The following is a 14,581-nucleotide window of genomic DNA, read 5'->3' as shown; positions in this document are numbered from 1 at the left end:
AGGGCGAAAGATGACATTTCCTATCAGTAGGATATAATGATGATCAAGCTACCAGTTATGATGTAGAGCAAACTCTACTGATAGGTGCATTTGAGGTTCAACCATAGCGCCATATGTGAGATTTCAGGAAGGGCAACTTCTACCACGACCTATAAGAAAGGCTCTGTTAAATCTCAATGTTGATATTTGCATAATAATTAGGGGAAACCCCATTTATCAAGGTTTCCCCCGTTCTTTAATTAGCCTTTTTATTGAACGTGTTCTACTCCGTTTTCTACATACGATTCCAAAACAACTTCATTTTTATTTTTGTAATAATAATACGTTTTCTCATCATCTTTGAGTTTAATACTGACCATCCATTTCTTATCTCCTTGTAAATTTGCAATAAATGGTTCACTCGAAATAATATCCCTCTTTGAGATGTTCTTTTCTGTTGTTAGATACTTAATTACACTTTCCTCAACATTTGACTTTTTATATTGAATATAGCTAAATCCAATTCCAATAAAAGTAAATAAAATTAATAGAACCGTTCCTATTTTCTTCATTTACAACCTCCTAAGATAAAAGTTATTGCACTAAACTTTAGTTGAATAAGGACTACACATTGAATTTTGATAATCGTAAGCTATCATATGTATCTGTCATTTCAAATACAAATGATGTTAGCAGTAGTTCTTTAATATACTGTTTAGTGCTTTCGTTACTACGACTATCTATAAATAAGAACCAAGCGAGGTAATTGTTGAGATATTTTGTAGCCACGCCTTTAAATCGGTCTATCCATTGTTTCATACGAGAATGGAGACCATTGACGTTTTGAATGTGGTATAACCCTTTGATAACGTATTTACCATCATTTGATTTAATTCGATAATGTTCTAATCCTTTTTCTTTCGCGTAGGTTTTATAGGCTCTCCAAGCATCGGTCACAAGCACGTTTTCGTTAGACAGTTTAGAACCAACTAAAGTATGGACTTTTGTTTTCAAAATACGAACCATACAAGCAACTTTTGAGACGGTTGCTTTTGTTCAGTCTCTGGCAACAAGAACGCAAACTTGTTCGTGGCTTATACCTCTATGTTTAGATTTTCCACCACGCTTTCGAGGTTTGCGGTCAGTAATGCCACGTCTTCCCTTTTCAGAGTATAGGAAATAGGTCTCGTCAATTTCAACGATACCTTCAAAATGTTCAAAATCCATTTGCTTTAAAGTGTTTAGCAGTTTGTGTCTCCAATAAAAAAGTGTAACCCAAGTAACCCCAACGATTTCAGCCGATTTTCGCAGGGAATATCCTTTGAACATACAATCAACAAATGTAATCCATTCGTTTCCTTTTCGAGTGCGGTACAAGACGGTGTTGGTTGTGTCAGTAAAAGTTTTGCCACAACATTTACAACGATAGCATTGCCGACCATTATATTTTCCGAACCGAACAACGTGTTCAGATGAACAATGAGTACACTCAAATCCTTCTTTAAAACGAGTTTCTCTCATTTCATTGATTAAATGACCATCGACAGAGCCAGAAGGTTGAACATAGCGTTTTACCCATTGATATACTTGTTCTTTTTGCGTATGTGATAATTTATCAATGTGCTTTAATAGATTACTAAATGCTTTGCTCATTCTTACTCAATCCCGAATATTTGTTCTTATAACGATTATACTAAGAATTCGAGAAAGTATCAAATATCAACAACTTACTTTAACAGAGCCATTTTGTTAAATATGTTTTGATCGGTTGAATTATTAGATGGTAGTGGAATAGTTTCTGGGTCAGGTAAGTTTGAAAAGTCAGGTGTCGGTTCTAATCGTGCGGTAAAAGAGAGTCTGGATACAGCCTATCGTTATTTCACAGCAAACAGCAAAAGTATTAGTGGCACAATTGCAATTAAGACAAAAGATTACCTTATGCATATTGCTGATTTGCAAGGTATTGGCTTAACATCACAATTGGCCATTGCTGAATTAATTGGTCTTTGTTCGGGTGCGTTGGAAAAACCAGTTCAAGAAAACACCGTTGTTCTTGGCAACATGACTGTCGGAGGAACGATTGAAAAGGTAGAAGAGTTGGCAAATGTTCTACAGGTATGTGTAGATGCAGGGGCGAAAAAAGTGCTAATTCCAGCTTCCTCCGTTGTGGATTTTCAAACTGTACCATCAGATTTGTTAATAAAGGTCCAGCTCATTTTTTATTCAGATCCTATTGATACTGTGTTTAAAGCATTGGGGGTTTCATAATCGATAGATGATTTTTATGTAAAATGCTGATTTGCGTCAGCATTTTTTCTTTTAAAACAGAGAATGTATCGTACTTTTTGTTTCATCACTTACAGTTTCTTTTTCAACAATATTAGCTGGTTGAAAAGAAAGACTTGGCAAGAGAGTAGATAACATCTCAAGAATTTTTTCAATCGATTCATCTGGCTGTGGTGAAGAAAAATCGTTACTATTCATTTCTTTTCGTATTAAACTCCGAATGTATTCACTCAAATTAGAGGATTCTTTTTTTAACTGAACATATTGCCAAATGTCCTCGTCACGTGGCAGGAAACTTATGGTGATGGTGTGGCTTTTTGTCATGCATACTTGACCTTTACAATTTCCAAGAAACTTTTCACATTGGCGAACTGGGGATTAATAACAATTTTCGCATTAGGAAACTGCTCTGAAATTTCTTTTTGCAGAAGCAGTGCTCCGCCTCCTACAAAGTAAATAAAGTCTTGGTTAAAGGTATAGTTATGCTGTTTTGCATAGTTAATGATTTGTTCAAAGTGAGCTTGTTTCACCTGAGCAATAATCTTTTTGCTATCTTCTTCAATTTGTCCCATGTAGCTAATATACCCTCGCTGGATAAGTAATTCAAGGTCGGTTGCTGATACATTCCGATTGTATTTTTGCACTAATGCTTGTTCTAACTTCGCTTTCAGTATATTTATCCCTGCATGGGAAACTGTCATACTGCTGAAATCTGGTTGTATGCCGTTAAATACGCAATAGGTTGTATTTAATCCACCTATATCAATCACTGTTGAGGAAGAGTTTTTCACTTCACTTGAGTTAGAGTAAATTAACCCCATTCCTTCAAAGCATATCGTTACATCTGTTAAATTAAAGTTGTACTGACAATCATTAACCCGAAAGTAAATCGTTTTGCCGTTATTTTCAATGAATCGCTTAAAGGATTCTTTTTGTGTCTTCGATTTGTAAACATTAATGGGAACATTAACGGCCACATGCAATTGCACATTATGAAAGTAAATATTCGCTTTTCTCATTATTTCGCAGATGGCAGTATAGATTGAAACCTGATGAATCAGTGTTTCCTTACTTAAATTAAAATCACTTTGGCTTTCCGAAGACATATCTCCTAATAAAAATTGCCTTCCTTCAAAATCAATTTTATATGAAGAAGGCTGGACTTCCACTCCCAAATCATATGTTTCTTGCATTTTGGTTCGGAACAATAAAGTATACGTCTTGCCTCTATGCTCCATCAAAACCTTCGTACTATGCTTCCCTGTGTCAATTCCAATAAAAACATGTTCTCTCAAAATACCTTCTCCTCTCTAATTTTAATTACCTTCTATCTTATGCAGATTCATATTGAGAAATAAGAAAAATTAAGAAGATACGGTCTAAGTATGTCGAAGTAATCTTAAATTTTCTTAAAAGTGGTCAAACGTGGTCAAACCAAAAATGACTATGTAACAACAAACAGACATAATATAATCACTTTTTCGCTGCTTTGCTGAGTTGGTTTTAGGGTCGAACAGAGTCGAACCAAAAAGCTATTTCAGAGAGTTGTCAATCAGAATACAATGTGTTTATTAACGAGAGGAGGAAACGAATGTACAAAAATATTCCAAAAGAAATGAGAGAAATGAAACAGTGGGTCTGCTATAAAGCAGTACCACGAGGTGAAAAAATCACAAAAGTTCCAGTGAATCCAAACACAGGAATGAACATGGATTCAAACAGTGTAGAAAACTGGCTTTCCTTTGAAGAAGCCATTCAATATACAGGGAAGAACTTCATCACAGGCATAGGCTTCGTTTTTACGGAGGCGGATGATTTAGTAGGAATCGACATTGACGGTTGCGTGGAAAATGGGATATTTAATCAGGTTGCAGAGGAGATTCTTTGCCAATTGAAAGGAAAAGCGTATGCGGAATATTCCCCAAGTGGCAAAGGCATTCATTTAATTACAAAAGGAGCTAAAACATCAACTCGTTCAAAGAATAGCGAGTACGGCTTAGAAGTGTATCAAAACAAGCGTTACTTTACGGTGACGGGAAATATGTTAAATGGATACGACAAAATCGAATGGGCCACAGACGGAATTAATTCAATCTGCACGACATTTTTAGAGAAAGGAGATGAGGATGAACAATTGGTTTTACTGAGTCAACGAGAAGAAGTACGAGACGAAAGCATAATTGATGTTATGTTCAGAGGCAAAAGTGGGCATCGGTTAAAAAGTTTGTACGAAGGAGACTGGAAGGGGTATTATCAATCTCAAAGTGAAGCAGATATGGCCCTGTGCAACGCTTTAGCTTTCTACACCGCAAAAGATGCAAGCCAAATGGACGTGTTGTTTAGAAAATCGGGACTATACCGAAGTAAATGGGATAGTATTCACTACGCAGACGGAAGCACTTACGGAGATGTTGTAATTGGGAAAGCAATTAAAGATACGGGAAATGTATTTGAAAGAGAGAGTCAGAGAAATAAAGCTGAAAGCAAAAAGCCTGATATACCAAAGCCTGCCATTCAAAAAGCAGAGCTTCCACATTGGTACATGAAGGGACAAAGCTCCATCACTTTTATGCCAGGAATTTTGGCGAAGCATATTCAGTCAGAAGAAACGCTTTTGTATGCCAACGAACACTTTTTTCAATATCATCAAGGGGTTTATCAGCACATTGATGAACAACAAATTAAGACGAAGATACAAAGCAAGCTGATTGACGAGCACAGTAAATCATCACATGTTCGAGATACGCTGGACCAACTAAAGAATAGGTTATGGCATAATGGTGATTTGTTTGAATCGCCAATGTTAAAAAACAGAATCAATTTCAAAAACGGAATATTGAACTTGCAAACTGGGTTGCTTGAAGAGCATTCACCCGACATTTTCACTTCTATTCAAATAAACGCAAATTACATTGAGACAGCTGAGTATCCGATTTTCAAAGGATTCATGGAGTCGGTACTTTCAAAAGAAGACCAATTAATTGCACAGGAAATGCTCGGTTATTTTTTAATTGCAGAAACCATAGCAGAAAAAGCATTCATTTTGTATGGTCCTGGGCGTACTGGAAAATCTACTTTCTTGAAAGTTGTTGAAAACTTATTAGGAAAGAAGAATATTAGTAATGTCCCGTTGCAAGACTTGTCCCATCAGTTCAAATCAAGTTTACTTTTTGGTAAGCTCGCAAATATTTATGCGGATTTACCAAATAAAGCGTTGCAGGATACAGGTATCTTTAAAACATTGGTTAGTGGAGATACTATTGTAGCCGAAGAGAAGTTTCGCACTCCATTTTCTTTTAGCAACAAGGCAAGGCTTTTGTTCTCGTGTAATGAATTGCCATCCAATTATATTGACCGAACAGATGGATTTTACAGAAGGTTAATCATCTTGCCATTTGTCAGACAAGTTCCACAGGGTGAAATAGATACTGGGCTGCAAGCCAAACTGCAAAATGAAGTGGATGGAATCGTTCAATGGGCGATTACAGGATTAAAACGGTTGACGGCTAACAATTATCAGTTTACAAAGAGTTCTACTACTCAGAACCTTTTGTTTGAGTATAAAAAGCAAAGCAATAACGTTATCTGGTTCGTAACAGAGCATTGTGAACTCAATGTGAATGGACAAGAGCATAGTCAAAACCTTTATAACCATTATAAGAAGATGTGTCTCGAAAACAATATGCAGGCAATCTCACAGACGAAATTTAACAAAGCACTGTTATCTGAATATGGCCGCCAAATCCTTAAAACAGAAGACAGCCATAAACGTGTTGTATTCAAAGGAATATCAATTAATAGGAAACTATAAAGTTGGCAGCTCTTTGTAAAGAAGGGACAACCACGAGGAGGGGGGACACTGTAACACGAAGGTACGGCAAAAGAAGGGGGTTATTTGACCAATTTAACAATAAGAATTAAATCTATAATGATATGACGTAAACAAAGTCATAAAGTTTTTCGAAAAGCCTTCGTTTCCCTGATGCCCCCTCCTTGTGGTTGTTATGTATTGGAAAGAGGAAACATAACCATCCAGTATTATATAGAAGAAATATATCATCTTGCTGATATTCGTCATGAGGAGTATTTCAGAAGGCAGGAGATATTAAACAGGATTGTTTCATACAATCAAGATGAGTTGTAATGTACAAGTGTCCTTCAATGGAATCGTGATACGTTTGCTGGAACTGGGGGATCATAGGGCGAAGCAAATACTTTGAATCAAAGAAATAATGAGGTAAATTGAATAGTAGTAAACAAAGACGGGAACTATTATTTGTTACCGTCTTTTGTCATTGGTTCTCGTTATATGATTATCTGTATAGTTTTCATCCCAAAGTGCCATTCCGATTTGCAAAAGAAAACTCGTGAGCACATGGAAAGGATGATTTCAGGATGGCATTTAGCGTGCTTTTCAGGTATTGTATTAAGAAGTAATGAAGCATAAAAAACAGCGTGTCTCCGTAAGGTTTTTTTGAAACTCATGGTCAAAACCATGGTCAGTGATTTTTAAAATAAGCAAAAGTTGGGCTTAAACGTTGATACACCAGCGTTTGTAGAGATGACGGGTTCGACTCCCGCCGTCTCCACCAAATACATACGCTATACCTTGGTGGATAACTATAAAATAAAGCATGATTTCCGATTAAATGGAAATCATGCTTTATTTATTTTCCGGATATTTTATTGTTCATTTTCTGTCTTATCTTCCAGCTTTACTTCCGAATTATAAGCCGCCCGGCAAATGAGGTGCCCTGCGACAGGTGCGGTCAAATACAAGAAGACAATGCCAAGCACAAGCCGGATGCTGATATAATGTTCGGTGGACCAGAAAAAAATGAATACGCCTGTCAAAGTCAGAAGGACAGCCAGTGTTGAACTCTTTGTGCCGGCGTGTGAACGGGTATAAACATCCGGCAGACTAACAATTCCATAGGCACTGATGATGGCCATAATGCTCCCGAGCAAGACCATCAAAGCGGCGATCAATTCAACGATTTCGTTTTCGGTCAATGATGACACCTCTCTCAATGTATTTTGAGAAGGCAACGGTGCTGATAAAGGCGAGGATGGCAATAATCAAAATAACTTCCAAATACGCTTTCGTCCGCAACACAACACTTAACACCGCCACAATGGAAATAAGATTGACGCCGATGACATCGAACGCTACAACACGATCCGGCAGCGTCGGCCCTTTTAGAACCCGGAAAAGGGAGATGGCAATGGCGATACTAAACAGAACGATTGCCGAAACGAAAATAAGGTTCGTCATGGGCGGGTCACCTCCAAAATTACTTTTTCATACAGTTGAATGGACTTTAATACCATTGGCTTCGTATCTTTTACATCCATGGCATGAATATAAAACACATTCCCCTCTGGTGAAATACGCAGCACCACAGAACCCGGTGTCAACATGAGAAGGAGAGCGAGTGCAGTCACTTCCCAATCACTTTTCAGCTTTGTTTCGTATGAAAAAATGCCCGGCTCAAACGTAGCGCTTGGAATTAATATTTGTTTCATGATTAAGATGCTGGATGTCATAAGCTCATAGTTGAAAATCCAAAGCAGTTTCAGCATGGAGAAGGCACGCTTCAGATAAAAAGGTGTTCCGAAAAATCGATGCATCAAAAAGATGATGACAATTCCAATTAAAAAACCGGCCACAAAGGTTGGAACTTCAAACGTATCTTCATCTTTCAAAAAGACCCATAAAATGGCAATTAACAAATTTAATAGAAACTGTACAGGCAACGTTTTCCACCTCCTTCAGAATCTGTGCAATTATTCATTGTTCAGCGCTCCCTCAATATAAAGCTCCGGATTCATTAACACATGTGCCGCTTCTGTCACGTATGGAGAAACGACATCCATTCCCAACCCTAATCCTGCTGTCAGGGCGGCCAGAACAAGGCATGGAGCTAACATTCCTTTTGACAAAGGGATCTGATTTTGTGTTCGAATGGACGTTTCACCCCAGAACATATTCAAAAAGATGCGCAGCAGCGAATACAAGACGAACAAGCTTGATAAAAAGGCAACAGCAGTCAAAACATATTCACCGGCTCCAAGAGCGCCCTGTCCAATTAAAAGTTTCCCGGCAAAGCCACTGAACGGGGGAATGCCTCCTAAGGACAGAATCGTGATTAAAAAAATCCAGCCGAGCAGCGGATAGTTGGTAATTAAACCGCTTGCCTGATGAAATCTTGTTTTGCCGGACAAATAAATCACGGTGCCAATCAAGAGGAATAGCAGCCCTTTAACGAGAATATCGTGTATTAAGTAATAAATGGAGCCTTGAATTGCCTCGACGTTATGAGAGGCCAAACCAACCAGGATAAATCCAATGGCAATGACCACGTTATAGGCCGCGATTTTACTCAAATCAACATAGGCAATGGCACCGAGACTTCCTCCAACCATGGTGACTATGGCCATTAAGCCGATAATCGTATGCGTAATCGATGGCTCGTGGTAAAACAACAACGTGAAGAAGCGGAATAGTGCATAAACGCCCACTTTTGTCAGAAGCGCTGCAAATAAAGCAGAAACAGCTGTCGGCAAGGCTCCGTAAGAACCTGGAAGCCAGAAATAGAGAACCAATCCAGCTTTCAAAGAAAATACGATTAAAAACAAAATGCTGATGGTTGTCAGAAGCGGAGGCTGACCAGCTTCTGCGATTCGCTGTGATAACTGGGCGAGGTTCAGCGTGCCAAGCGTACCGTACATATAGGCAATGCCTAATAAGAAGAACCAGGATGACAAAATGTTGATTAAAATGTATTTGATTCCTTCGGTAAGCTGTTTTTTCTCCCCTCCGAGTGTCATTAAGACATACGAAGCAAGCAGCATCACTTCAAAACAAACAAATAAGTTGAATAAGTCTCCTGTCAAAAATGCGCCATTTACGCCCGCCACAAGCAATAGCAAGAACGGGTATAGAAAGAACTTTTCTCTTCTTTCATCTCTAGCAAAAACGGCATACAACAAACAAAGAATGGACACGAGTGAAGCCGTCGATACTAACAGCATCGCAAACGCATCGGCTACAAAGGTAATGCCGAACGGAGGCGCCCATTCCCCAAAATCAAGGCGTAAGATGCCTTCATTCATTACTTTCTCCAAAATCCAAAGGCTGATTAAAAAGACGACGACCATCGTCAGGACACTGCACCACCGTTGAATGTTTGGATTCGAACGGAAGAAAAGCAATAAAACACCCACAATGATCGGGAGGACCATAGGAAATACTAAAATATTATTCATCGTTTGTTCCTCTCATTTGCTGCAGATTATCGGTTCCCGTGCTTTGATAGGTCCGGTACACAAGAACAAGGAAAAAGGCGGTTACAGCAAAGCTAATCACAATCGCAGTTAAGATTAGTGCTTGCGGCAGCGCATCTGTGTAGGTATCCACGTGATCACCTAAAATTGGCACGCTCCCGATTTTCAATCCGCCCATTGTCATTAATAACAAGTGTACTGCGTGTGATAAAATCGCAGTACCTAATACAACCCGAATCAAATTTTTCGAGAGCAGCAGGTAAGTGGCAACAGATACGAGGACGCCGACTACAAGAGTAATCATCGTTTCCATATTACACATCCTCACTAATGCTAATCATAATGGTTACGACAACGCCAACCACACCTAAAGCGATACCTGATTCAAACAACACGACGGTTGCCAGTTCGGTCTTTCCAAAAATGGGGAGATCAAAGTATGCAAAGGTCTGGCTCAGAAAAGCGCTGCCGAATAGAAGGGCGCCCATCCCGCTGAATACAGAGATGAGAACGCCTGTTGCGGCGACCATTTTATAATCCATCGGAATCCCTGCATTGACTGTTTCCACGTCAAAGGCTAAATATAAAAGGACGAAGGCGGATGATAAGGTGAGACCTCCAATAAATCCGCCGCCTGGATTGTGGTGACCGGCTAAAAATAAATACACACCGAATGTTAATATAATGAACACGGCTACTTTAGAGACTGTTTGTAAAATAACATCATTTTCTCTCAATCTCATCCCCTCCTTGATCCGCTTTTAATTTAATGAGGGTATAGACTCCGACCCCTGCGATAAAGAGGACGACGACTTCAAGCATCGTATCAAAGGCACGGAAATCCCCTAAAATAGAGTTGACAATATTTCGCCCGCCCGCGAGCTCATAAGAATTTTCGAAATAACTCGAAATGGAGTCAAATAATTTGTTTCCCTGTACAGAGAGAGCGATCAAGACAGTCAGCACACCCATTCCGATGGATACGGCTATTTTAGGAAGGCGGACTTTCAATGACCGATCCTCTTTTGACCACTCCGGCAAATGATAAAAGCAAAGGAGAAACAAAACGGTTGTAACCGTCTCGACGACAAGCTGAGTCAGCGCCAGGTCCGGTGCTCTAAATAACACAAAGAAAATTGCGATGGAGTAGCCGAGAACGCCATTTAATAATGTAGCAGTCATACGTGACTTGGAAAAAAGGATGCCTGCAGCTGCGGTTGCCATGATAAAGACCATGATGCCTTCGTACAAACTCACCGGGGCATCATTGGAGGTATCAATGACGATACTGCCCGTCAGCCATAGCGTTCCTCCCAGCATAAGCAAAAGGAAGCCGTAAATATAATAAAGGTAATTTGGCAAGAAACCTGTCATATAGCGGTCGGTTGCCTTTTTTGATCCTCTTTCGCTCTTAGACAAAATCCATTGGTATCCGCGGTCAAGACTCCGATGCTCAGGGAATAAATCATAAACGATATTCCAGAATCGAAAGGTCTTCATAAGAAATGCGCCAAGCACGACAACCCCTGCTGTCATGAATAATTCTAAATTAAATCCATGCCAGGCAGAGATTTTAGGAATAATCCCTTCCACGTTTTGATACGCAGGGAGGATGCTGTACATGGCAGGTGAAAGCAAGTATTCACTTAACCGGTTCGGGAAAAAGAACAGGAGAATGACCATCGCACATAACACGATTGGTGAGATTAACATGCCAATGGGTGCTTCATGCGGATCTTTTTCCAATTTTTCACGACGGTACGGTCCCAAAAAGGTCCGATAAACAATGATCATCGAATAGGTGAAAGTGAAAATGCTTCCCACCCAGGCAATGATCGGGAATAACAGCCCCCATGTCTCCATAGAAAAAACAGTCATTTCATTCGCATTTAACACAGCGGTAAAGAACATTTCCTTACTTAAGAAACCGTTGAAAGGAGGCAGTCCAGCCATTGAAAAACTGCTAATGACTGCTAAGGTGAACGTGATCGGCATGAGTGAAATTAATCCGCCGAGTTTGCGGATGTCCCTTGTTCCGACCTCATGGTCAACGATTCCTACGACCATGAATAACGCGCCTTTAAACGTAGAGTGATTCACAAGGTGGAAGAGTGCGGCATAGATTGCTTTTGTATAAACGACGGACTCTGTAGAAGCCCCTCCTTGCAGCGCTGCGGACCCAAGTCCGAACAAAGACATAATCAATCCTAATTGGCTGATAGTTGAATAGGCGAGCAGTGCCTTTAAGTCTTTTTGTCTAACAGCTGAGAAGGAGCCCCAGAACATGGTGAAAATACCCACGCCGCTTACAAGCCAGAACCATGTTTCTTCACCGCCAAAAACAGGGGTGAAACGAGCGACTAAAAATAATCCTGCCTTAACCATTGTGGCAGAGTGCAAGTAGGCACTGACGGGCGTCGGTGCTTCCATCGCATCCGGCAGCCAGATATGGAATGGAAATTGGGCTGATTTCGTAAAGGCACCGAGCAAAATTAACACTAAGGCAGGAACAAATAATTCGTGTTCCTGAATCGAATCCCGCATGGCGATGATTTCCTGTACACTGTTTGTGCCGGTCATTACCTTCAGCATGATAAAGCCGACCAGCATGGAAATGCCGCCGCCGACCGTAATCAAAAATGATTTTTGGGCACCGTAACGTGACTTTTTTCGACGGAACCAAAAGGCAATTAATAAAAAGGACGAGATACTTGTTAACTCCCAGAATAGGTAAAGCACCATTAAGTTATCAGATAACACGACGCCCAGCATCGCACCCATAAAGAGGAGCAAATAGGCGTAAAAGTGGGAGAGTGATTCTCTTTCCTTTGATAAATAGAAAATCGAATACAATACTACCAGGCTGCCAACCCCTGTAATTAACAAGGTGAAAATGAGGCTGAGACCGTCTAAATAAACGGCAAAATGGAGATCTAATGCCTCGATCCAAGCCATAGAGCCTGCGATCGTTTCATTTGAGGAAATCGCTGGAATTTTGGAAACAAAAAAACTAAATAATACAATCGGAACTGCAAGTGCTGCCCATCCGAGATGCAGCTTAGGGAATTGCCTCCCAATGATCGGAATGAGAAAAGCTGTTAAAATAGGGATGAGAATTAACACATGAATAAGGATCAATCCGTTTCCTCCTCACTAACTTTTTATATGTAATGATTTGTTCATTTTGAATAATCCGAAATTAAAAATAAATAAACAAGTATATCCTTGTGAACCCTATGGAATATTGGGGAATACAAATAAAAAGTAACCATAATGAAATTTTAGGGTTGAAATTTTTGTCACTCCCCTTTATTCTAACATTCGGGATAAAAAAGTATCTTCATTATACTTGTTTCCGTTTCTAGACTTGGGCACAATGAAGTTAATTTAAAACTTTTAATAAAGGTGGGACTGGTATGAAAAAATTAAGAGCTCGGATGGATGAAAGCATCCTGGTTTGTGCGTATTATGGTCCAAATGGTGAGCGGCTAATCAAACGCGGATGCAAAATCGCCAACATGCTCGATTGCCCGCTTTACATTTTGACAGTTGATTCACTTCCTCTAGAGGAATTAAGTGCTGACAAAGCTGCCTATATTGATCAGTGGAAAGCTCTGGCTGAAGAGCTCGGCGCAGAAGAATTAATCATCCGCGATAATGAAAAGCGGCCGGCAGTTAAAGTTATTGCAGAAGTCGCGCGTGAATTGGATATTACCCAAATTATTTTGGGACAGTCCCCTCAAAGCCGCTGGGAAGAAATTAAAAAGGGATCCTTTGTGAATATGCTGTTACGCGAAATCTCGTTTGTCGATTTTCACGTGGTATCGATCGACCGCTCTGTTGAGGACGATGAAAACCTTTTTGACAATGGGACAAGAGCATACTTAGTAAAATCTGATGAAGGACATCGGATTAGCTTTACTCATTCTGATGAAGTGATCCATGAAGGAATATTCTATAAAGAAACGGGCACCGATTTTAATAACGGCGTCTTTAAATTCATTAAAGAAAATAAAATCTGCCAGCTTCATGTGACCGATGATAAGATCACGGAGCCTACTTCTATTCACTCTTCTATTAAAGAAGAAACTTTTGAAAAATAACTGATATAAAGCAGAGCCCTTTGATCTTTAAGCTATTAGAGAAATGAACCATTTTTCTCTAATAGCTTTTTTGTATGCATGATATAAAAAGTGCTCCGTCTTCAGCCGAATGAAGATGCTGCCCCAAGTCCATCACATAAAATTTAAAGGTTTACATCTATTTTCTGATCCGTATCATCCATACCTATATAACGAAACGTATCTGAAGGGCATGCATGATGAAATCGTTCTTGAATCAATGAAATAGCGACCCCTTTTATGTAGGCGTGGTACCCAAAGGTCTTTCTGAGCGTATGTGTGCCAATCTGATCGCTTATTCCGGCTTTCCGTGCGGCATCATTGATAACGCGATAGGCGTGCTGCCGGGAAATAGGTGATTCACTCTTTGGTGATTTAAACAGATAGCTGTTTAACGGTGGATTATTCTGTTCCAAGTGAAATCGTAATGCCGTTTTCACTTGATCATTAAGGTAAATACGCTGGTTGTCTATATGAAGAAATGAAAGTATCTCACCGGAATCGTCCACTAATTGATCCATTTTTAAAGAAAGAAGCATGTTGATTTTAAGCCCGGTATTAATGCCTAATACAAACAAAACATAGTCACGGCTGGATTGTTTTTTTAACAATTTCTTTATTAATTTTATTTCATGAATGTTTTTTATCGGGTTAACATATTCCACTTTCTTCTCTCCCTCATGTTACTTAATACTACCGTATCATGTATTTATGTAACATTCAAACGATAAGGGTATGTCCACATTCCATTTAAGGACAGTTCATGAATTATTTGATGTTTCCTTAGAATTAAAAGGAAGCCTTTTCATCATTCAGCCGAGAAATTTGGAGTTGAATTTGTTTAAACATATTGATAAAGTCTAATAATAGGTTATCATATGAATTTAGTTGGAATTAAATTCAAAGAA

At 39.4% G+C, this 14,581-nt stretch carries 13 protein-coding genes and 2 pseudogenes; 3 read left to right on the top strand and 12 right to left on the bottom strand.

Translation table 11 applies throughout. The features are described from left to right. Positions 1-248: 248 nt before the first annotated feature. A complete protein-coding gene (locus tag BTO30_RS00515; RefSeq protein WP_075396762.1) occupies positions 249-551 on the bottom strand; it encodes a hypothetical protein in 303 nt (100 codons plus the stop codon). Positions 552-603: 52 nt separating this feature from the next. Next, positions 604-1,632 (bottom strand): annotated as a pseudogene (locus tag BTO30_RS00510) (IS1595 family transposase). A gap of 138 nt (positions 1,633-1,770) precedes the next feature. Between BTO30_RS00510 and BTO30_RS00505 the strand changes: the two are divergent. Continuing rightward, positions 1,771-2,247, top strand: a pseudogene (locus tag BTO30_RS00505) (S16 family serine protease); the annotation flags it as partial. A gap of 51 nt (positions 2,248-2,298) precedes the next feature. Here BTO30_RS00505 and BTO30_RS00500 read toward each other — a convergent pair. Next, positions 2,299-2,589 carry a hypothetical protein gene (locus tag BTO30_RS00500; protein WP_075396761.1) on the bottom strand — a complete coding sequence of 97 codons (291 nt, stop codon included), beginning with the start codon at positions 2,587-2,589 and terminating at the stop codon, positions 2,299-2,301. Further along, on the bottom strand, positions 2,586-3,560 hold the full coding sequence (locus BTO30_RS00495; protein ID WP_075396760.1) for a ParM/StbA family protein: 975 nt from the start codon (positions 3,558-3,560) through the stop codon (positions 2,586-2,588). Before BTO30_RS00495 ends, BTO30_RS00500 begins: the two co-directional genes overlap by 4 nt. Before the next feature lie 296 nt (positions 3,561-3,856). On the opposite strand from BTO30_RS00495, the gene BTO30_RS00490 reads away from it, so the two are divergent. Then, entirely contained in the window at positions 3,857-6,076 is a 2,220-nt protein-coding gene (locus BTO30_RS00490) for a phage/plasmid primase, P4 family (protein WP_075396759.1), read from the top strand. Positions 6,077-6,948: 872 nt separating this feature from the next. On the opposite strand, the gene BTO30_RS00485 is transcribed toward BTO30_RS00490, so the two are convergent. The 7 genes from BTO30_RS00485 to BTO30_RS00455 are packed head-to-tail and all read right to left on the bottom strand — an operon-like array spanning position 6,949 to position 12,690. After that, positions 6,949-7,278: a Na+/H+ antiporter subunit G gene (locus tag BTO30_RS00485; protein ID WP_075396758.1), complete on the bottom strand. Its 330-nt coding sequence runs from the start codon at positions 7,276-7,278 to the stop codon at positions 6,949-6,951. Continuing rightward, the gene (locus tag BTO30_RS00480; RefSeq protein WP_075396757.1) at positions 7,256-7,540 is read right to left on the bottom strand and encodes a Na(+)/H(+) antiporter subunit F1; all 285 of its coding nucleotides are present in this window, start codon (positions 7,538-7,540) and stop codon (positions 7,256-7,258) included. The genes BTO30_RS00485 and BTO30_RS00480 overlap by 23 nt, the downstream gene beginning before the upstream one ends. Beyond that, the gene (locus BTO30_RS00475) at positions 7,537-8,022 is read right to left on the bottom strand and encodes a Na+/H+ antiporter subunit E (protein WP_075396756.1); all 486 of its coding nucleotides are present in this window, start codon (positions 8,020-8,022) and stop codon (positions 7,537-7,539) included. The genes BTO30_RS00480 and BTO30_RS00475 overlap by 4 nt, the downstream gene beginning before the upstream one ends. A 30-nt stretch (positions 8,023-8,052) precedes the next feature. After that, a complete protein-coding gene (locus BTO30_RS00470; protein ID WP_075396755.1) occupies positions 8,053-9,534 on the bottom strand; it encodes a Na+/H+ antiporter subunit D in 1,482 nt (493 codons plus the stop codon). Then, a complete protein-coding gene (locus BTO30_RS00465; protein ID WP_075396754.1) occupies positions 9,527-9,865 on the bottom strand; it encodes a Na(+)/H(+) antiporter subunit C in 339 nt (112 codons plus the stop codon). The genes BTO30_RS00470 and BTO30_RS00465 overlap by 8 nt, the downstream gene beginning before the upstream one ends. 1 nt (position 9,866) lies before the next feature. Next, positions 9,867-10,289, bottom strand: a complete 423-nt coding sequence (locus BTO30_RS00460; RefSeq protein ID WP_083632222.1) for a Na(+)/H(+) antiporter subunit B — start codon at positions 10,287-10,289, stop codon at positions 9,867-9,869. Further along, positions 10,276-12,690, bottom strand: coding sequence for a Na+/H+ antiporter subunit A (locus BTO30_RS00455; RefSeq protein ID WP_075396752.1), 2,415 nt, complete (start codon positions 12,688-12,690; stop codon positions 10,276-10,278). The genes BTO30_RS00460 and BTO30_RS00455 overlap by 14 nt, the downstream gene beginning before the upstream one ends. A 278-nt stretch (positions 12,691-12,968) precedes the next feature. On the opposite strand from BTO30_RS00455, the gene BTO30_RS00450 reads away from it, so the two are divergent. Continuing rightward, positions 12,969-13,655 (top strand): universal stress protein, encoded by a 687-nt coding sequence (locus tag BTO30_RS00450; protein WP_075396751.1) that lies wholly within the window; start codon positions 12,969-12,971, stop codon positions 13,653-13,655. A 143-nt stretch (positions 13,656-13,798) separates the two neighbouring features. Here the strand turns inward: BTO30_RS00450 and BTO30_RS00445 are convergent, their stop codons facing one another. Then, complete coding sequence (locus BTO30_RS00445) at positions 13,799-14,338, bottom strand: tyrosine-type recombinase/integrase (RefSeq protein ID WP_075396750.1); 540 nt, start codon at positions 14,336-14,338, stop codon at positions 13,799-13,801. Positions 14,339-14,581 lie beyond the last annotated feature (243 nt).

The sequence above is a fragment of the Domibacillus antri genome (genome assembly GCF_001936625.1).
Classification (GTDB): Bacteria; Bacillota; Bacilli; order Bacillales; family Domibacillaceae; genus Domibacillus; species Domibacillus antri.
Note: the sequence above shows the minus strand (reverse complement) of the source record. Positions and strands in the feature narration are given on the sequence as shown.